Here is an 18,850-nt window from a genome sequence, read left to right on the forward strand (position 1 = left end):
CAATTATTGAGACGTTTTGTATCAAAAAAGGCTAGTATAATTCTTGCATCTTGCATAGAGTTTTTTTCAGCGACGTTGGAAGGAGGCGGTCATGGAGGTGGATTATGCGGTTGTCGGCGCGGGGTCTTCGGGCTGTGTCATTGCTAATCGACTAAGTGCTGATCCCAATACATCGGTCGCGCTTCTTGAAGCCGGCGGCCGCGACACGAACCCGTGGATTCACATCCCCGTCGGTTATTTCAAAACGATGCATAACCCGTCGGTTGATTGGTGTTATCGGACCGAACCCGACCCAGGCCTAAATGGCCGGTCCATCGACTGGCCACGAGGTAAAGTGCTGGGCGGCTCCTCCTCGCTGAACGGGTTGCTTTATGTACGTGGCCAGAAAGAAGATTACGACCGCTGGCGGCAAATGGGCAATGAAGGTTGGGGGTGGGACGATGTCTTGCCCCTGTTCAAACGCTGTGAAGATCAAGAACGCGGTGAAGATGAGTTTCACGGCGTTGGTGGGCCTTTGTCGGTGTCAAACATGCGCATTCAACGCCCAATCTGCGACGCTTGGGTAGCGGCAGCACAGGCCGCAGGCTACCCGTACAACCCCGACTATAACGGCGCTGAACAAGAAGGCGTGGGTTATTTTCAATTAACCACCCGCAACGGCCGTCGCTGCAGCGCGGCTGTGGCATATCTCAAACCTATTCGAAATCGTCAGAATTTGAACATCATCACCAAAGCATTGGTGACACGCGTTGTTTTGGACGGGAAAAAGGCGACTGGGTTGGTTTACCGGGACAGGTCGGGGGTTGAGCAAACTCTGAAGGTCCGGCGTGAGATCATCCTGTCTGGCGGCGCGATCAATTCGCCCCAGATCCTGATGTTGTCGGGGATTGGAGACGCGGACCATCTCAAAGAAAATGGAATAGAACCGCTTCATGTCCTGCGTGGCGTCGGTAAGGGTTTGCAGGATCACTTGCAGGCACGACTTGTGTTCAAATGCAATGAACCAACACTGAATGATGAAGTCCGCAGCCTGCTCAATCAAGCCCGCATCGCGTTGAAATATGCGTTGTTCCGCGCAGGTCCAATGACCATGGCTGCAAGCCTAGCCACAGGATTCATGAAAACCCGGCCCGATGTTGAAACGCCGGACATTCAGTTCCACGTGCAACCCTGGTCCGCCGACAGCCCTGGTGAAGGTGTGCATCCGTTTTCTGCCTTCACGATGTCGGTCTGTCAGCTGCGCCCGGAAAGTCGAGGCGAGCTGCGCCTGAACGGTCCTGATCCGTCCAAACATGTTAAAATCATTCCGAACTACCTTTCTACGGAAACAGATTGCCGAACCATCGTCGACGGTGTGAACATCGCGCGCAGAATTTCTAAACAAAATCCTCTCGCCTCGAAGATTTCAGAGGAGTTTCGACCGACGGCAGATCTTAGCATCGACGATCACGAAGGCACACTGGATTGGGCCAGATCAAACACCACCTCAATCTATCACCCCACCGGTACCTGCGTGATGGGACAATCAGAGACGTCTGTAGTGGACGCGAAACTGAAGGTCCACGGCATAGCAAACCTACGTGTAGCAGATTGTTCGATCATGCCGGAAATCGTCAGTGGCAACACCAATGCGCCTGCGATCATGATTGGCGAAAAGGCAAGCGATCTAATAATCTCGGATGCTTGACACATTGCGCCGCGGTCTGAACGCCAATTAAAACTGCGAAGGCGTATTCAAATCTTAGGCACAACCGCGAAGCCTGCCCTTCCTTTAGCAGCGCTTACCCAGCGCGCATTACCTCACGGGGCAATTTGATCGGGAACCTAGCCCGAACCTCTTCATCTGCCTTGCTACCAAAGTAATTCGGGTAGTGATTGGACAGAATGTCATCCACAACGGATCGGCTACGTTCGAACATGTCCTGACGACCTGCTTTCTCCCAGGTATCAGTTAGCTCTCGGTCCAACAGGGACGGGTAGACAAGGCAGGAGACATCGAACGACGGGATTTCAGAAGAAAATACAGTTTCGATTGAACGTGTTCAGAGGATCAGACCATATCTCGAGCGTAAATTAAGCCAAGTTTTGCGTTTCATTCTTCAATCCTGAAACTAATTTCAAGTATCAGCGCTAGACTGTAACGGCCTGCAACAACTCATCGCGTGTCACGTCTTCCCTAGTGCCGTTGATCAAGACTTCTCCACGTCGCAACGCGACAAATCTGTCGGCAAGGTCATAGGCAAAGTCAAAGTATTGCTCCACTAGAATGATTGCCATTCCGCTCGTGGTTCTGAGGTGCCGGATCACTTCGCCTATCTGTTGGATGATGTTGGGTTGAATACCTTCGGTCGGCTCGTCCAACAGAAGCAGGCGTGGTCGCGTTATCAGTGCCCGCGCGATCGCCAGCTGTTGCTGCTGACCGCCAGAAAGGTCACCTCCGCGACGGTTTTGCATCTGCTTGAGAACCGGGAACATGTCAAAAATTTCATTTGGAATGAAATGCTCGCTGGCTGGCAGACAGGCGTACCCCGTTTCAAGGTTTTCGCGAACTGTGAGCAAAGGAAATATTTCCCGACCTTGTGGAACATAAGCCACACCTTTCCAAGCCATTTGATGAGCAAGCAGGACACCCAAAGGTTCCCCATCCAGCTCCAGATTGCCACCCGAGCGTGGATGCGTCCCCGAGATTGCTTTCATCAGGCTGGTTTTCCCGACACCATTGGTCCCCATGATGCAAGTCACTTCACCTTGTCTGGCTTCCATGGAAATCCCGTTGAGGATTTGCGAATGCCCATAGTGCAAAGTAAGATCGGTCAGTTTCAGCATTGCTTAGCGCCCCAGATAAACGTCGATGACGTCCTGATTGGAAGTCACGTGATCAAGACTGCCTTCAGCCAAGACAGACCCTTCGTGCAAAACCGTGACTTTGCAATTCAGACGCCTGACAAACTCCATATCGTGTTCCACCACGACGACGGCGCGGGTTTTGGCGGCTTGAACCAGCAAATCTGTTGTATGTTCGCGCTCCTGCGGTGTCATACCGGCGGCAGGTTCATCCACCAGCAAAAGCCGCGGCTCCTGTGCCAACAGCATACCAATCTCAAGCCATTGCTTTTGTCCGTGACTCAGTTCCCCAGCCTTGCGGAGCAATTCATCATAAAGGCCAATCTCCGCTGCCAGATCATTGACCTTGGCCAGATCTCTATCAGTCGGGCGATAAAATAGGACGCCTGTCCAGCCGCGGTTGTCCCTGAGCGACATCAGCAGGTTTTCCTGCACGGTTTGATCTTCGAACACGGTGGGTTTTTGGAACTTACGCCCGATGCCAGCTTGCGCGATCTTGGCCTCGCTCATTCGCAACAGGGAAACGGATTTCTCACCCCAGATCACGCGGCCTTCGTCGGGTCGGGTCTTGCCGGTGACGATATCCATAAAGGTGGTTTTGCCCGCCCCGTTCGGTCCGATCACCGCGCGCAGCTCGACGTTGCCGATCTGGAAGGACAGGTTGTTGATGGCGCGGAACCCGTCGAAGGTAACCGACACGCCGCTGACCTCTAGCAGAGTGCTCATTCCGTGGCCTCCTTTTCACGCAACGCGCTTTCATCAGGCCCCAGGGCCGCGCCGTGGCGCTGTGGTGCGCGGCGGTTGGTCCAGAGGTCGAACAGCCCTCCTATCCCTTGCGGAGCAAACAGCGTGACCAGCACGAAGGACACGCCCAGCAGCACCTGCCACCAGTCGACCCATTTGATCGTGTAGAACCCCAGCGGGATATCTGGTGCCTGCCCGCCCGTGAACCATGTGCTGAGCAGGCTGACGAGCGCCGCGCCGATGACGGCGCCGTACAGGCGACCACGCCCGCCGATGGCGATCCAGACGGCCAGATATATCGAGGCGATTGGGGCCATCTCCTCGGGGTTGATGATGCCCGCTTGCGGGTAATAAAGCGCGCCAGCAATGGCCGCGATACAGGCGGTCAGGGTGAAGACGGCCAGCTTGTAGACTTCGACCGAGTATCCAAGGAACCGCACCCGCGCCTCGTTATCGCGGATGCCGCGAATTACCGAGCCGAATTTGCCCGACACGATCCACGCAGCGAGCAAATAACCTAACCCCAGTGCCAGTGACGAAGCCCAGAGGAACCAGATCGACACCACGTCCTGCGAGGCGGAGACACCGGGCAGGTTCTGCAGGCCGGACAAGCCGTTATTGCCACGTAATCCGCTGTCGTTCTGAAACAGATACAGAGCCAGTGCCAACGTCATCGCTTGTGTCAGGATCGATAGGTACACACCGGTGACACGGCTCCGGAAAGCCAACCATCCGAAGATCAGCGCCAGAAGACCGGGGACTAGCACAATCAGGATCAGTTGCAGTGTCAGGCTATGGGAAAACGCCCAGATCAACGGAAATTCCGACGATCCGACCACGCCAAAAATCTGCGCTCCGATGGCGTCCACCACCTCGGCTGAAGTCGGTGGAATTTCGGCCTGTGCCAGCGAGTCGACCACGATCAGGCGGGTGCGTTCGTACATCAACCACATGCCGATCATGTAGCCCCCCAGCCCGAAGAAGGCGAAGTGACCTAGCGACAGGATGCCGGTGAAGCCCCAGACCAGATCCATCGCCACTGCGATCAGGCAGAGGCACAGGGTCTTGCCTAGCGTTTTGACGAAACTGGTCGAGATTACGCCGATCCCGAACCCTTCGGACAGGATCGTCACGCCCAGGGTAAACATAGACAGGATCGTTAGAAAGACCAGCACCGAAGGGTTCTTGGCGACAAAGCTACGATCCATGGCTCAATCCCCCGCGGCGCGGCCTTTGAGGGCGATGATGCCCCGCGGCCGGAATTGGATGAAAATGATGATGAAGATGATCATGTAGGTTTGGGCCGCGAGAGTGTTCGACGGGTTCATCCACTCGATCCCTTTTTGCAGAAAGCCGATCATTCCGGCACCCGCCAGCGCACCCCAAATATTGCCGACGCCGCCGACAACCACGGTCATGAAGCTTTGAACGATATAGTCGCTGCCCAAGTCCGAGGTGACCTTAGCGAACAGACCAATCGCAACCCCGGCGATCCCGGCGATACCCGAGCCCAACCCGAAGGTCAGCATATTCACGCGCCCCGGATTGATCCCCATCGACCCCGCCATGCGCGGGTTCTGCGTCACCGCGCGCATCTCAAGCCCGAGCCGCGTGCGCTTAATAATGTAGAGGAACAGTCCCAGAAAGATCATCGCAAGCACAAAGATCGCGATGCGGATGTAGCTGATCGAGACCACATCGTTCAGCACCCACGCCCCATCCAGCCATCCGGGTGCGGTCAGTGGGCGGGCCTGCGTTCCAAAGATGTTCTTGGCCAGTTGTTGCAGCGCAATCGAGATACCGAACGTCGCCAGCAGCGTCTCGAGAGGACGGGCATAAAGCCAGCGGATCACCAGCCGCTCCATCGCGACGCCCATGGCGAAGGTTACGGCAAAGGCCATCGGAATGGCGACGATGACCGACAGCGTATGGTTGGGAATGAACTGCTGCACCACGTAGCCGGTATATGCGCCCATCATGATGAACTCGCCATGGGCCATGTTGATCACGCCCATCACGCCGAAGGTGATGGCCAGACCAATGGCGGCAAGGAAATAGATCGACGCCAGTGAGATCGCGTCCAGCGTCAGGTCGAGCGTCTGGTTCAGGCCGACCTTCAGCTCGATCTGCTCCAGTGCCTTCTTGGCTGCTGCGGTCACTTCGGACGACGGCTCTGCATAGATTTCAAAGAACACATGGGAGTCCAGCGCGATGTCGACATCAGTTTGCGTGATCAACGCCGGAACGGTTCGGGCTTCAGCTAATTCCGCATACGCCTGCACGCGGGCGGCGTCGGTGTTCAGTTGCACGACCGGAATACCTCCCACGCGACCTCCGTCGATATTGGCGGCCAATGCCGCGCGAATGTCATCGGTTGATACACGCGGCGCGGCCAGGTCGATGGCAACCAGCAGATCATAGGCCGCATCACGCGATAGGTCATGCGATCCGGGTTGCAGGAGATTGGCGATATTCACGTCGGACGGCAGGTCTGCCGCCGTTTGCAGTTTGGTCACGACCAGAGGGTTCAGCGCCGCGCGGACATCGACCCCTAGATCATCGGACATCTCTTCAATAGCGGCCACTCGGGCCGAAATATCCGCGTCGTATCTAATGGTCAGCAACCGTTCCAGCCGCTGTTTTTGCGCTTTCAACGCCGCGTCTGGTTCAGCTTCAATGGACGCGCGCAGGGGTTCTAGCAGAGCACCTTCGGGATCGCGCTGGATGGATTGCAGGGCCGCCAGACGTTTCGCGCGATCCGGATCGGTCAACTGGAACTGCACCAAAGCCGTTCCGATCATCGCGCGGATACCGCTGTTGGGTTTCAACTGCTTAAGCTCGGTTTTCTCGAACGTGCCGACGACTTCTCCGGTGTCGAAGTCGGTCAATTCATACGACCGCCCCTCACCTTTCTGGCCAGAAAAGAACAGACCGTCAGACTGGCGCATCCACATATTCTTGGCGGCCCACGTCTCAAGCATCACTTGCGCCTGAGGCAAGCCGCTCGATGCAATTGCATCGATCGCTGGTTTGATCGTCTTGCGCGAGCTTTTGGCGATGATCTCCTGATGTTCTTGCAGGATCGGTTGCAGACCGGCCTCTTGCGCGTTGGCGGTCAGGCAGGCGCACAGAATTGCGAGGCCCGCAAGGAATAGTCGTACCATGTGGTGAAACCCGAATGTCTCTTGTGGCAAGGCGGGCGAACAAACCCGCCTTGCGTGTCGGTTAGTAGTTCGACAGGGTCTGAACGCAGGTTTTGGTCTCGGTGTTGTACATACCGCAGCCCAGCTCTTTCCAATCCGAGACCAGCACCGCCGACTCCGGAAGGAAATCAGTCCACGCGTCACCCGGCACGACATCAGTCTCACTGATGATATCGAACTGGCCGTCTTCCTGAATCTCGCCGATCAGAACCGGTTTGGCGAGGTGGTGGTTCGGCAACATCACAGCAGTGCCACCGGTCAGGTTCGGGAACTCCTGCCCGTACATCGCCGCGCGTACAGCATCGACTTCGGTCGTGCCGGCCTCGGTCGCGGCGTTTACCCACATGTTGAAGCCGATGTAATGCGCTTCCATCGGATCGTTGGTCACGCGTTCATTACCCATGGTGGCTTTCCATGTCTCAACGAACTCTGCGTTGACGTCAGTGTCGGCCGATTGGAAGTAGTTCCAAGCGGCAAGGTGACCGACGAGGTTCGTGGTATCCAGACCGGACAGTTCTTCCTCACCGACCGAGAAGGCCACGACCGGAATGTCATCTGCCGACACACCAGCCGCTGCCAGTTCCTTGTAAAACCCGATATTGGCGTCACCATTGATGGTCGAGATCACACCGACTTTCTTGCCATCCGCGCCCAGCGCGACCACGTCAGCCACGATCTTGGACCAGTCGGAATGGCCGAAAGGCGTGTAGTTGACGAAGATATCGTCATCAGCAATACCCTTCTGCTTCAGATAGCTTTCAAGGATATTGTTGGTAGTCCTGGGGTAGACATAGTCTGTGCCGAGCAGAGCGAATTTCTCGACCCCCAGTTCCTCCAGGAAATAGTCGGTCGCAGGGATCGCCTGCTGGTTCGGGGCCGCTCCGGTGTAGAAGACGTTTTTCGAGCTTTCTTCACCCTCATACTGTACCGGATAGAATAGAAGGCCGTTCAGTTCTTCGATCACCGGCAGGACTGACTTACGACTGACCGAAGTCCAGTTGCCAAAAATCACATCAACTTCATGCACAGTGAGAAGCTCACGCGCTTTTTCCGCGAACAAAGGCCAGTCCGATGCGGGATCCACTACAACGGCCTCAAGCTGCTTGCCCAACAAACCGCCCTTGGCATTTTGTTGATCGATCAGCATTAGCATTGTGTCTTTCAGCGTCGTTTCCGAGATTGCCATCGTACCCGAGAGCGAATGCAGTACTCCGACCTTAATAGTGTCTTCGGCCGACAGCGCAGCGGTGGCCATGGCAGCAAATACTACTGATCCGGCGAGCGTGGATTTGAGCGATTTCATCTAATTCTCCTGGCGAGGCCAGCAGAGAAGGCTTGCGCAATTGCGCATTCTTCATCTACCTGATCCCCGCAACTGTTGTTGCGTTCCGTGTGGCGGTTGTGATCGAGGTCCAATTCGCGCAGCCGTCACACACCCTACGAATTCTTTCCGCGGTGGCACCCATACGGTTTCTGCATTGCAGCATGCTTGGCAACGTACGTTTGCCTCAATTCTGGGAATCAGTGAGATGTGCCCATTTTTTGATCTCACGCTGACACCACTGTCTAAAATTTAGCCACACGACATGGAAATATTCAGATTTCGACACTGTAGATTAGAGTTCCGACGCCTCAACAGAGAAACAAGTGGCACGATCCGACGCTCTAAAGGTGCCCTATTACACAAGCTGCAGTCATATTGCCCACGCACAGCGCGGTGCCGCCACGTGCTGCAGGTGCCGTCAGCCTGAGCACCAAGAAACTGGGCAAAAAGACGGTGCTGGACACGTTTCACCAGTCCGGGTCATTTAAATGCCTGTTTCCAAGAACCACGACATCTGATCTTGATGCGGTTCTCCTAAATACTGCAGGCGGCGTAACCGGAGGGGATTCGTTCCGATTTTCTGGCAAGGCAGCGGAAGGTACGGCGCTGACCTTGACAACTCAAGCCTGCGAGCGGGCCTATAGGGCCCAACCCGCCGAATGTGGCCAGATTACCAATCTTTTGACGGCCGGAGTTGGGGCCCGTTTGAACTGGTTGCCGCAAGAGACCATTCTGTTCAATGGCAGCGCATTGGATCGACGCCTCAGGATTGATATTGCACCGGATGCCGAGATGCTGATGGTCGAGCCGCTGATCTTCGGACGCGCCGCCATGGGTGAGACGCTGACCGACATTCGTTTGCGCGATCGGATTGAGATTCGGCGCGCAGGGACGCCGGTTTTTTTGGATGCGATCCGGTTCTCTGGTGACTGGCATAAGCATTTGTCCCGGCCGCATATTGCGAATGGCGCGGGAGCGATGGCGCTGATCGTCTTTGCGTCGAAGGCAGCCGAGGGTCATCTGGATTCTGTTCGCCAATTGCTGCCCGAGGACGCCGGGGCAACCCTGCTCGGCAGTGACCTGCTCGTCACGCGGGTTCTGGCCGAAAACAGCTTTACCCTTCGCCGGACGTTAATTCCGGTTCTTCGCAAACTGAACAAAGACACCCTCCCCCGATGCTGGATGCTCTGACATGAACCTGACACCTCGTGAAAAAGACAAACTGCTGGTCGCCATGGCCGCCGAGGTCGCCCGCAAACGGCTGGACCGCGGCGTCAAACTGAACCACCCCGAGGCTATCGCCCTGATCACCGACGCCGTGGTCGAGGGCGCGCGCGACGGCCGTTCAGTCGCCGACATGATGCAGTCCGGGGCTGAAGTGATCACCCGCGACCAATGCATGGAAGGCGTGCCCGAGATGATCCACGAGGTGCAGGTCGAAGCCACTTTCCCGGACGGCACCAAGCTTGTGACTGTTCATAACCCTATTCGTTAAACTTCAGAGGAGTTTCCCATGTACCGCATGCTGTTTCCCGCTCTTATTCTGGCTAGTCCGGCCGTGGCCCATTCGGACACCCATGTTCACGCTCATAGCAGTGACTATGCCCTGCTTGCAGCAGGGCTAGCATTGATAGCGGTCATCGCCATCACGGTGATAATGAAGCTGCCAAAATGACCCCCGGTGAGATCATACCCGCCGAGGGTTCACTGACGCTCAACGCAGGACGCAGCAGTCGTCTTGTTGTTGTCGCCAATACCGGTGATCGACCCGTGCAGGTCGGTAGCCATTACCATTTCGCCGAAGCGAACTCCGCCTTGGATTTCGATCGCTATGCGGCCTTGGGGATGCGATTAGACATCCCTGCAGGTACTGCCGTGCGATTTGAGCCGGGTCAGACTCGCGAGGTTATTCTGGTGCCATATGACGGGCGCCGTCACATCTACGGTTTCAATATGCACATCATGGGGGCTTTGAAAGATGCCGGGCAAGATCAGCCGGAGTGACTATGCCTCCATGTTCGGCCCCACGGTCGGCGACAAAGTACGATTGGCAGATACGGATCTGATAATCGAGGTCGAGAAAGATCTGATTGTTGAGCGCGCAACGGCAGCCCGTTTCAGCGAAACCGGCCACCGCGAAGACGTTTACGGGGAAGAGGTCAAGTTCGGCGGTGGCAAAGTCATTCGTGATGGGATGGGGCAATCTCAGTTCACGCGAGCCGAAGGGGCGGTGGATACGGTGATCACCAACGCGCTGATCGTCGATCACTCCGGCATCTACAAAGCGGATGTGGGGTTGAAAGACGGGCGTATCGCCAGGATCGGCAAGGCCGGGAACCCCGACACTCAACCCGGCGTGGACATCATCATCGGTCCCGGTACCGAGATCATTGCAGGCGAAGGTCGCATTCTGACCGCAGGTGGGTTCGACAGTCATATCCACTTCATTTGCCCGCAACAGATCGAAGACGCGTTGCATTCCGGCTTGACCACTATGCTGGGTGGCGGCACCGGTCCGGCGCATGGAACGTTGGCGACCACCTGCACCCCTGGCCCATGGCATATCGGGCGGATGATGCAAGCGGCTGATGCTTTTCCGATGAATCTAGCGTTTGCAGGCAAGGGCAATGCCTCGCTGCCCGCAGCTCTTGAAGAGCAGGTCAAAGCCGGTGCCTGCGCTCTGAAGCTGCACGAGGATTGGGGCACCACCCCTGCCGCCATCGACTGCTGCCTGTCGGTGGCAGACGCGATGGATGTACAGGTTATGATCCACACCGACACACTCAATGAATCAGGCTTTGTCGAAAACACCGTGGCGGCCATAAAGGGTCGCACAATCCACGCCTTCCACACCGAAGGTGCGGGCGGTGGCCACGCCCCGGATATCATCAAGATCTGCGGCGAGAACCACGTTCTGCCGTCTTCGACGAACCCGACGCGGCCCTTCACCGTGAACACGGTCGAGGAACATTTGGATATGCTGATGGTCTGTCACCACCTCGATAAATCCATCCCTGAGGACGTGGCCTTTGCCGAAAGCCGTATCCGGCGCGAGACGATTGCGGCCGAGGATATCCTGCATGACATGGGCGCATTCAGCATTATCGCGTCAGACAGTCAGGCCATGGGTCGGGTCGGAGAGGTTTTGATCCGCACGTGGCAAACCGCGGACAAGATGAAGAAACAGCGCGGGCGCCTGCCCGAGGAAACCGGTGAGAACGACAACTTTCGCGTCCGCCGCTATATTGCGAAATACACCATCAACCCGGCCATTGCACATGGCCTGAGCCACGAGATTGGCAGTATCGAAGAAGGCAAACGCGCCGACCTCGTTCTTTGGAACCCGGCCTTTTTCGGTGTGAAGCCCGAGATGGTTCTGCTGGGCGGCACCATAGCCTGCGCGCAGATGGGCGATCCCAACGCGTCGATCCCAACACCGCAGCCGGTTTATAGTCGCCCAATGTTTGGCGCTTACGGACGGTCGGTGGAAAACTCGGCGACCACATTTGTCTCGCAGGCGGCCCATGCGGATGGGATCGGTGATACACTGGGATTGGCAAAGCAGACCGTCGCCGTCCAAAACACACGAGAAATTGGCAAGCAGGATCTTCTGCTGAACAACGCGACGCCGCATGTCGAAGTTAACCCCGAAACCTACGAGGTCCGGGCAGATGGCGAACTGCTAACCTGCCAACCCGCCGATACGCTGCCCATGGCACAGCGATACTTTTTATTCTGATCAAAAAGTGTGCTGCGTTGCGGCACATGCAAGGCAGAAATGACCAAACACGCTCTACTAAGTGAGGCCGACATGACAAATATTAAACCCCATGGGAGGACCACCGTTTACGAGGGTTCAAATGGCACACTCAGCAACACAGACAAACTCACGCTTTTCGCTGCCCGGTCTGATCGCATCCATCGGGTCATCCATCTACTCGGCTTTGATCAGCTTGGCCCAAGCCCAATCGCGTGTCAGGCAAGTCGAATTTCTGCAATCGCTCAGCGACGAAGAGCTGAAAAACCGTGGTCTGACGCGCGAACGGATCGTGCACCGGGTCTTTGCGGATTCGATCTGGCTCTGATCGTTCCCAATGCAGAGGAGGCGATGGTATGACCGCCCTGCTCTGCACTGCCCGCCAATATTCGGATCACTCACACGGCGATCCGACAGACTGCTTGTCTTTGACTTATGATGACCGCTTTTTGCGCCGCAAGGTTCTTACCTGTGAAAGTGGCGAGCAGATCCTTATCGATCTGGCGCAAACAACCTCATTGAACCACGGCGGCGCGTTAATCTTGGATGACGGTCGCGAAGTGGAAATACAGGCTGCACCCGAAGCTTTGCTGGAGGTAACTGCCCCGGACCTGACGCGCATCGCATGGCATATCGGCAATCGCCATACGCCTTGCCAGGTCGAAAGGGATCGCCTGTTGATCCAGGTCGATCACGTTATCCGAGACATGCTTCTCAGAATAGGGGCTACCGTGCGAGAGGTGCACGAGCCGTTTACCCCCGAAGGCGGAGCCTATGGCCACGGCAGGACCCATGGCCACACCCACTGACGCCGATGTCCTGACACTGATCCAATGGCTGTCACCCGCCTATCCTGTGGGGGGATTTGCCTACTCTCACGGGCTTGAGGCAGCGATTGACCACGGAGCTGTCGCGAATTCTCAGGACACCGATGCCTGGATTTCAGATGTGCTGGAACATGGCTCTGGGTGGAATGATGTTCTGTTCGTCGTGGCGGCCTACAATGCGCGGGACAAAGATGAACTGATCGACGTCGATGTCACGGCACGGGCCTTTTGCGCGACATCCGAAAGGCTCATGGAAACCGATTTGCTGGGACAGGCCTTCGGAAATATCACCAAAGGTGTCTGGGAATTGGACCTTGGACAGTTCACCTACCCTGTCTCAATTGGACGGGCCGCAAGACTACAAAACCTTCCCTTGCTGCTGACGACCAAGATGTTTCTGCAAGCATTCGCAAGCAACCTTGTCGCATGTGCGACGCGCCTTGTGCCACTGGGACAGACTGATGCTCAAAGGCTGATCCGCCAACTGACGCCGCTGTGTTCCCAGATTGCTGAAAGAGCACAAAAGACAAGTTTGGACGAGTTAAGCTCTACCACGTTTTTGGCGGACATCGCGTCCATGAAACACGAAACACAATATTCGAGGATATTCCGCACATGACAAGTATGAACGGCCCGCTTCGCGTAGGTATTGGTGGTCCGGTAGGCGCCGGGAAAACCACTTTAACCGCCGCCTTGTCTGAGGCGTTGCGCGATGTCTGCTCGGTGGGTGTTATTACCAATGACATTTATACACAGGAGGATGCGGAAGCGCTGATGCGCATGCAGATCCTGCCGCAGGATAGGATCATCGGCGTCGAAACGGGTGGTTGCCCGCATACAGCAATTCGCGAAGACGCCTCGATCAATTTGGCCGCTGTCGCGGAAATGCAGACACGCCATCCGGATCTCGACGTTGTTTTGATCGAAAGCGGAGGCGACAATCTATCGGCCACATTCAGCCCGGAACTGGCGGATCTGACCATCTACGTGATCGATGTCGCCGCAGGTGAGGAAATCCCCAGGAAAGGCGGGCCGGCGATTACGAAATCGGACATCCTTGTAATCAACAAGACCGACCTTGCGCCGCATGTTGGCGCTTCGCTGCAGGTTATGGAACGTGATGCGAAAATGATGCGTAAAGGACGGCCTTTCTTGTTCTCGTCACTTCGCCACAGAAGCGGGGTCGACGAAATTGTGGATCTGCTTGTGAAAGGGGGAGGTTTAGAGGTTTCGAATGCGAGTTAGTCCCTGGGATGAAGAGGCCAAGTTATCGATGCCCAAAGCCGATTGGAGAAACCGAAAGCACGATCATCATTTTCGTATTTGTCTGGATGTTTTTTGTTTTTGTTTGCAGGCAAACTGCAAACGAAATTCACCGCGGCATTTTTAACAAAAACTGGTAAGCAAAACCTTTTCCTTGGTCCACGTGTTGCGTATCCCAGTTATAAGTAAGCAGCGCATCAAATGGCAAGTTTTCGAAACCATCGGATGATTGCAAGCGCCATAGCAAACCGTGAACATCGCTGAAGCGGTTTTATGTGAAGCGATCTCTGGTTGACTGATGGCCGTTCTGCGGAACAAGTAAGAAAGGCTGCCTCGCAGAGTAAACCGCCGTTGATCGCTGCATTGCAAACGGCAATTCTCAGCCCTTTCTTGTCATTGAATACTTGGTGATGATGCCGCGGCCCGGCCCGCCAAAGCCTCCGCTCCCCACAATCACTCGATAAAGACCGCGACGAAGCGGTAATTCAGCTGGGCCCAACCTTGGTTACCCAATTCGAATGATGGACCGACATCGGCAGCCGGAGTAATAATACCAAAGGAGATTACGTTTGATTAACCAGAGTTTGGATTAGTTTTAGCAACGTGAGGTCGCACAGACGGATGAAAAGGAAAACCTCAGCAGTCTTGTGTCTGGACGTGGTCGATTACACGCGACGTATGTCGGAGGATGCTGATGCTACCTTCCTTGCATTGCAACGCATTTTGGTCGAAATCATCAAGCCGGCGGTGAAAGGCAACTCTGGACGAATTTTCAAATTTCTGGGTGACGGAGCTCTGGTCAAGTTTGATGCAGCCACCGATGCAATCAATGCGGCAAGCGATATTCTAAAGCAAATGCGAAGTGAAGATCTTTCACTACGCGCCGGTATTCATGTTGGTGATGTCATGCCCAACGGCACCGATTTGTTTGGGGATGCCGTAAATGTGGCCTCGCGCCTTCAGGCAACTGCTCAGCCCGGGAATTGTCTTGTCAGCAAGACAACTGCTGATGTCGCAGGGACCTCGCTTAGCATCGCATTGCGGCCTGAAAGTTCTTTGCGATTTAAGGGGGTACCAAATCCCATCGAAGCCTTTTCTATCGACTTTGAAGGCGACATCAAACGAGCGAAGAAAAAGCGTCAAGCCGCGTCCCAAAACATCAGGTTTGCAAAGTCAAAGGATGGAACGACTCTGGCCTGGACCTCAGCCGGCGAAGGAAGAAAGCTGCTGGTGGCGCCGAACTGGCTCAGGCATCTGGAATATGACTGGACAATGAACACCATTGCCGGCTGGCTACCATTGCTGTCTCAAAGCTACTGCCTTTACCGTTTTGATGGCCGCAATAACGGTTTGTCCGAGAGAGGTGTGCAGGATGTCTCGTTGAGCCGGATAGTGGAAGATGTAGAGGCCGTACTTAACGACACCAAAATTGAACGCTTGCCTTTGTTCGGCATTTCTTTCGGGGCTACTGTGGCCGCAGCCTTTGCTGCGCTACGTCCCGATCGTGTTTCAGGTCTGGTGTTGTTGGGTGGTTTCGCGCAAGGGTTGGAAGTGCGCTCCCAACCGGGCATTGCCGCCCTTGGGCAAGCAATGATGGATATGAGCTTAGAGGGTTGGAATGATGATTACCCGTCAGCGAGAGACTTGATGGCCCAGTCATTTTCTCCGGCTGCTAGTCCTCACGATCAGCGGTCCTATGCAGAATTCATGAAGTTGGCGATGGATCACCAGGATTGGCAGCGAATTGGCCCTCTGGTCGCAGGGGTCGACATCACCGATATGTTGCCACAAATCTCTTGTCCTGCTCTGGTTCTTCACGCCAGAAGAGACAGGATGCATAGTGTTGATCAAGGCAGGATGCTGGCCTCAGGCATTGAGAATGCTCGCTTTGTTGGTATCGAAACCACGAACAACACAATGCCGGAATACGATCCCGCGTGGCCCAAAGCCCTAGCGGAAATCGAAAAATTTCTTGATGGACTATGACTCGCTAAGATCGCAGTCCTTACACGAACCGGCCGGTCGCCGCGAGACATACGGTCGTCATTAAAAGGCCCGGAGCTGCAAAATGCAATCGCAGCATCCAGTTTCCCTGGCAACGGCTGCTATGGGCTCAATACAGTCATCTGAGTCTTTCAGTCAGATGACGGTTTAGGAAAGGATAGCGGTCATTATTGGTGGTCATTCCGAGAAATTTCGCCCGAAGTTCTGTATTTGAACGGCAGCGGACTTTCGCCGAAATCTGCTGAACGGCAGAGTTGCGGACATTCCGGACACTTGATTACGCGATCTCAACTTGGCTCTAATCTAAACTTTGGAGGCCCATTCGGACACGACGGCCCACCCCAACGCATTGGTCCCGCAACAGCTAACTGCAGAGATTTGCCCCGCCGCAGATGTCGTGCACGACTGAGATACGGGTGAAGCGCAACACGAGCATCCGGCAAGCATGCCTTTCTGGGCGATGCCCGATACATCAGCAAGCGCATACAGCGGCTTTGTTGGCGGATTTATTGTATCCCGGGTTGGCGATAATGAAGCGCGGTCGAGATCGAAGTCGTCTGACACTGGAAAAATGTCACCCTCAAGTACGGTACCCCAGATACCGATGTCCTTAATCTTGTAGGTTTCCACCTCGAATGGGTCTTCTTCAAGGATGGTGAAGTTTGCCAACTTGCCGGGAGCGATAGAGCCAACCTCATCCTCCAATCGCAAGGACTGGGCTGCATCAATAGTCACAGCCCGCAAAGCGCCTTCGACCGACAGGCGGTGTTCTGGGCCTGCGACACGGCCGGAGAAGGTCGTTCGGTTTACGCCAGCCCAAACAAGGAATAGCGGTTCACCAGGAGCCATTGGTACATCAGAATGGAATGAGATGGGAATGCCGTTGGCCTTAATTGGCCCAAGGGGCACGATGTCATCTGCACGTTCTGGACCAAGTCCAAGCTCGCTATATCGATCTGACAGCGCGGTTACGTAGTATGGATTGCCGCTGACGATGCAGCCCAACTCAGCGATCCGTTTTGTTTGATCTTCTCTCGCATAACCAAAGTGAACCAATGTCGTGCGGTGATCAGCTCGCGGCATCCGGCGCATGTTTCGCTCGACGGCGTCCAAAATCAAATCGACAGCAAGGTCGCCGGTCTGATGAACATGTATTTGGTAACCCGCGTCCCAATATGCATCGAATACGGGATTGAACTCGTCGGGTTGCATGATCCACTCGCCGTGGAAATCGCCACCCACATAAGGCTCCGAGACCTGCATGGCCAAACTGTAGACCGCGCCATCCGCGAAGAGTTTCACCTGCTTCGGCATGAACGCCGTCTTACCTACACCCCAGTCCAGCAGTTTTTCGGTCTCTTCAACCATCGAACCATTTTGAAAGTGCAAGGCAGCCAGGGATTTCCCGTCAGGTATGAAATAGGTCCTGAGTTGGGTATCGGGTCCTGAAAAAACCGCGTTGGTTGCATCCTGCAGAGGTCGAGACAGCACACCTCCCGGTTCTGCGGCAACAGTGACGCCAGAACGGTGCATGTACTCTCGGGCCAGTCTAAGGCCCGCGCCCAAGCGTTCAGGAGTTGCCAATACGGGTGCGACCGCCGGAAGAACGGCGAACATTCCTGCCTCAAAGAAATACCCGTCTTCAAAGCTCGATTGCTCAAGCGCGAGCCCCGCAAAGCCATTAACAAAGTCTTCGGTGATGCCCAGCAACTCCAATGCGGGAGTGTTAAGGATCAACTCGTGCGCAGATCGGTGGACTATAATGATTGGGCGCGTGCTGCTGATCTCGTCGAGTTGCGCGCGCCTGATCTCGCCATGAAAGAAGTGGTGATACCCCCATGTCAGCAACAAAGCGTCGGGATCATCCATTACCGCTTCGGCGGCTTGCAAACGAGACTTATAATCCGCCTCATCCTCGGCGGCCTTCGAAAAGCCAGTCGGAATGTTCCAATCCTCGATGGATATGATCTCGGAGGTCAGGGTCAATCCGGCGAGGAAAGGATGCACGTGCTGGTCTATCAAACCGGCGATAATGACTTTCTCGGAGAATTGATCGTCCAGTCGAAACGGCTGCGAACCAATCCGGTCAACGAGTGTGTCGCGCGGACCGGCGGCCAGAATACGGTCTCCGACCACGGCAACCGCGTTGATAGCAGGGTCGTTGTCCTCCATGGTGATGACGCGCTGCGCTGTGTAAACAGTGATTTCGGGCAGTGTTTGAAGCTGGCTTCCAAAATCCTGCAATGACGAAGCCGCTTGAGCAGACGTGGCATGAGAAATAGCGATCATTGACGCGCTGCCAAGGATGGTCATTGCAGTGCGGCGGGTAACATTCAATTTGGTCATAATTTTTCGATGCTCAGTAAGACGATATTTGTCTGAGCCTAGCATCGAGATGATCTAAGGCAGAAAGGAAAATTAATGCCGATCTTGGATTGCGGGCCAAGTTTCTAAGTCAAAATGATGTTCTGATTTAGCGACTGACCCCGACTGCTTTGGGCTCACAGTGGTCATCTGACAGTTTTGGTTGGGGATATGAGCTGTCCCGAACTGGTCAACGGCGGCAGTGCGGGACAAAGCTAGCATTCAGTCGAACTTCACTTGTTGACGCAAACTGCCCCGAGCGGCGAATTGCCAACTCTTCGCATGCTGGGGCGCCCGATCCTAAGCGGGAGGGAGTTATTCTGTTCACGCGGACAGATTTGTATCTGATAAGCCAAGTGCCAGCATTAGTGATGACACGGCACCAAGCCAAGCTGCAGCAACACGGAAAGCATTTCCAACGCAAGGCCTCATAAAGCGCTCTTTGATCCAAAGGCCCCCACCCAAGGGATGCAATAGACCGACATTGACCTCGACTAAGGAGCCGGACATTGTGAACAAT

General features: G+C 55.3%; 18 protein-coding genes. 11 read left to right on the top strand and 7 right to left on the bottom strand.

Annotated features, from left to right (window positions below):
- Positions 1-91: 91 nt before the first annotated feature.
- On the top strand, positions 92-1,687 hold the full coding sequence (locus ACR0KN_RS06115; protein WP_480652158.1) for a GMC family oxidoreductase: 1,596 nt from the start codon (positions 92-94) through the stop codon (positions 1,685-1,687).
- A gap of 94 nt (positions 1,688-1,781) precedes the next feature.
- Here ACR0KN_RS06115 and ACR0KN_RS06120 read toward each other — a convergent pair whose 3' ends face one another.
- From ACR0KN_RS06120 to urtA, 6 genes are all read right to left on the bottom strand, one after another.
- Positions 1,782-1,919, bottom strand: a complete 138-nt coding sequence (locus ACR0KN_RS06120; protein ID WP_480652160.1) for a hypothetical protein — start codon at positions 1,917-1,919, stop codon at positions 1,782-1,784.
- Between the two features lie 211 nt (positions 1,920-2,130).
- On the bottom strand, positions 2,131-2,826 hold the full coding sequence (gene urtE, locus ACR0KN_RS06125; protein ID WP_480652162.1) for an urea ABC transporter ATP-binding subunit UrtE: 696 nt from the start codon (positions 2,824-2,826) through the stop codon (positions 2,131-2,133).
- A gap of 3 nt (positions 2,827-2,829) precedes the next feature.
- Complete coding sequence (urtD, locus tag ACR0KN_RS06130) at positions 2,830-3,570, bottom strand: urea ABC transporter ATP-binding protein UrtD (RefSeq protein WP_480652164.1); 741 nt, start codon at positions 3,568-3,570, stop codon at positions 2,830-2,832.
- Complete coding sequence (urtC, locus tag ACR0KN_RS06135; protein WP_480652166.1) at positions 3,567-4,796, bottom strand: urea ABC transporter permease subunit UrtC; 1,230 nt, start codon at positions 4,794-4,796, stop codon at positions 3,567-3,569. The genes urtD and urtC overlap by 4 nt, the downstream gene beginning before the upstream one ends.
- Before the next feature lie 3 nt (positions 4,797-4,799).
- Positions 4,800-6,752 carry an urea ABC transporter permease subunit UrtB gene (gene urtB, locus ACR0KN_RS06140; protein ID WP_480652168.1) on the bottom strand — a complete coding sequence of 651 codons (1,953 nt, stop codon included), beginning with the start codon at positions 6,750-6,752 and terminating at the stop codon, positions 4,800-4,802.
- Between the two features lie 61 nt (positions 6,753-6,813).
- Positions 6,814-8,094 (bottom strand): urea ABC transporter substrate-binding protein, encoded by a 1,281-nt coding sequence (gene urtA, locus ACR0KN_RS06145; RefSeq protein ID WP_480652170.1) that lies wholly within the window; start codon positions 8,092-8,094, stop codon positions 6,814-6,816.
- Between the two features lie 414 nt (positions 8,095-8,508).
- Between urtA and ACR0KN_RS06150 the strand changes: the two genes are divergently transcribed.
- The 10 genes from ACR0KN_RS06150 to ACR0KN_RS06195 all read left to right on the top strand — a co-directional run bounded on the left by ACR0KN_RS06150 (position 8,509) and on the right by ACR0KN_RS06195 (position 15,948).
- Positions 8,509-9,306 carry an urease accessory protein UreD gene (locus ACR0KN_RS06150; protein ID WP_480652172.1) on the top strand — a complete coding sequence of 266 codons (798 nt, stop codon included), beginning with the start codon at positions 8,509-8,511 and terminating at the stop codon, positions 9,304-9,306.
- A 1-nt stretch (position 9,307) separates the two neighbouring features.
- Complete coding sequence (locus ACR0KN_RS06155) at positions 9,308-9,610, top strand: urease subunit gamma (protein WP_010437457.1); 303 nt, start codon at positions 9,308-9,310, stop codon at positions 9,608-9,610.
- Positions 9,611-9,628: 18 nt separating this feature from the next.
- Positions 9,629-9,790, top strand: coding sequence for a hypothetical protein (locus ACR0KN_RS06160; RefSeq protein WP_010437456.1), 162 nt, complete (start codon positions 9,629-9,631; stop codon positions 9,788-9,790).
- A complete protein-coding gene (locus ACR0KN_RS06165; protein ID WP_010437454.1) occupies positions 9,787-10,119 on the top strand; it encodes an urease subunit beta in 333 nt (110 codons plus the stop codon). The genes ACR0KN_RS06160 and ACR0KN_RS06165 overlap by 4 nt, the downstream gene beginning before the upstream one ends.
- The gene (gene ureC / locus ACR0KN_RS06170; RefSeq protein WP_480652175.1) at positions 10,094-11,854 is read left to right on the top strand and encodes an urease subunit alpha; all 1,761 of its coding nucleotides are present in this window, start codon (positions 10,094-10,096) and stop codon (positions 11,852-11,854) included. Before ACR0KN_RS06165 ends, ureC begins: the two co-directional genes overlap by 26 nt.
- A 121-nt stretch (positions 11,855-11,975) precedes the next feature.
- Positions 11,976-12,200: a hypothetical protein gene (locus tag ACR0KN_RS06175; protein ID WP_170475573.1), complete on the top strand. Its 225-nt coding sequence runs from the start codon at positions 11,976-11,978 to the stop codon at positions 12,198-12,200.
- A gap of 28 nt (positions 12,201-12,228) precedes the next feature.
- Positions 12,229-12,681 (top strand): urease accessory protein UreE, encoded by a 453-nt coding sequence (ureE, locus tag ACR0KN_RS06180; protein ID WP_480652177.1) that lies wholly within the window; start codon positions 12,229-12,231, stop codon positions 12,679-12,681.
- Positions 12,665-13,318 carry an urease accessory protein UreF gene (locus ACR0KN_RS06185; protein ID WP_480652179.1) on the top strand — a complete coding sequence of 218 codons (654 nt, stop codon included), beginning with the start codon at positions 12,665-12,667 and terminating at the stop codon, positions 13,316-13,318. Before ureE ends, ACR0KN_RS06185 begins: the two co-directional genes overlap by 17 nt.
- Positions 13,315-13,944, top strand: coding sequence for an urease accessory protein UreG (gene ureG / locus ACR0KN_RS06190; RefSeq protein WP_480652181.1), 630 nt, complete (start codon positions 13,315-13,317; stop codon positions 13,942-13,944). Before ACR0KN_RS06185 ends, ureG begins: the two co-directional genes overlap by 4 nt.
- A 741-nt stretch (positions 13,945-14,685) precedes the next feature.
- Positions 14,686-15,948: an alpha/beta fold hydrolase gene (locus tag ACR0KN_RS06195; protein WP_480652183.1), complete on the top strand. Its 1,263-nt coding sequence runs from the start codon at positions 14,686-14,688 to the stop codon at positions 15,946-15,948.
- A gap of 321 nt (positions 15,949-16,269) precedes the next feature.
- On the opposite strand, the gene ACR0KN_RS06200 is transcribed toward ACR0KN_RS06195, so the two are convergent.
- The gene (locus ACR0KN_RS06200) at positions 16,270-18,312 is read right to left on the bottom strand and encodes an amidohydrolase (RefSeq protein WP_480652185.1); all 2,043 of its coding nucleotides are present in this window, start codon (positions 18,310-18,312) and stop codon (positions 16,270-16,272) included.
- Between the last annotated feature and the right edge of the window lie 538 nt (positions 18,313-18,850).

This window comes from Ruegeria sp. AP7 (assembly GCF_056539905.1).

Coding starts and splice junctions, on each gene's coding strand:
- ACR0KN_RS06115 (WP_480652158.1), top strand. CDS start 92: ATGGAGGTGGATTATGCGGTTGTCGGCGCGGGGTCTTCGGGCTGTGTC.
- ACR0KN_RS06120 (WP_480652160.1), bottom strand. CDS start 1,919: ATGTTCGAACGTAGCCGATCCGTTGTGGATGACATTCTGTCCAATCAC.
- urtE (WP_480652162.1), bottom strand. CDS start 2,826: ATGCTGAAACTGACCGATCTTACTTTGCACTATGGGCATTCGCAAATC.
- urtD (WP_480652164.1), bottom strand. CDS start 3,570: ATGAGCACTCTGCTAGAGGTCAGCGGCGTGTCGGTTACCTTCGACGGG.
- urtC (WP_480652166.1), bottom strand. CDS start 4,796: ATGGATCGTAGCTTTGTCGCCAAGAACCCTTCGGTGCTGGTCTTTCTA.
- urtB (WP_480652168.1), bottom strand. CDS start 6,752: ATGGTACGACTATTCCTTGCGGGCCTCGCAATTCTGTGCGCCTGCCTG.
- urtA (WP_480652170.1), bottom strand. CDS start 8,094: ATGAAATCGCTCAAATCCACGCTCGCCGGATCAGTAGTATTTGCTGCC.
- ACR0KN_RS06155 (WP_010437457.1), top strand. CDS start 9,308: ATGAACCTGACACCTCGTGAAAAAGACAAACTGCTGGTCGCCATGGCC.
- ACR0KN_RS06160 (WP_010437456.1), top strand. CDS start 9,629: ATGTACCGCATGCTGTTTCCCGCTCTTATTCTGGCTAGTCCGGCCGTG.
- ACR0KN_RS06165 (WP_010437454.1), top strand. CDS start 9,787: ATGACCCCCGGTGAGATCATACCCGCCGAGGGTTCACTGACGCTCAAC.
- ureC (WP_480652175.1), top strand. CDS start 10,094: ATGCCGGGCAAGATCAGCCGGAGTGACTATGCCTCCATGTTCGGCCCC.
- ACR0KN_RS06175 (WP_170475573.1), top strand. CDS start 11,976: ATGGCACACTCAGCAACACAGACAAACTCACGCTTTTCGCTGCCCGGT.
- ureE (WP_480652177.1), top strand. CDS start 12,229: ATGACCGCCCTGCTCTGCACTGCCCGCCAATATTCGGATCACTCACAC.
- ACR0KN_RS06185 (WP_480652179.1), top strand. CDS start 12,665: ATGGCCACACCCACTGACGCCGATGTCCTGACACTGATCCAATGGCTG.
- ureG (WP_480652181.1), top strand. CDS start 13,315: ATGACAAGTATGAACGGCCCGCTTCGCGTAGGTATTGGTGGTCCGGTA.
- ACR0KN_RS06200 (WP_480652185.1), bottom strand. CDS start 18,312: ATGACCAAATTGAATGTTACCCGCCGCACTGCAATGACCATCCTTGGC.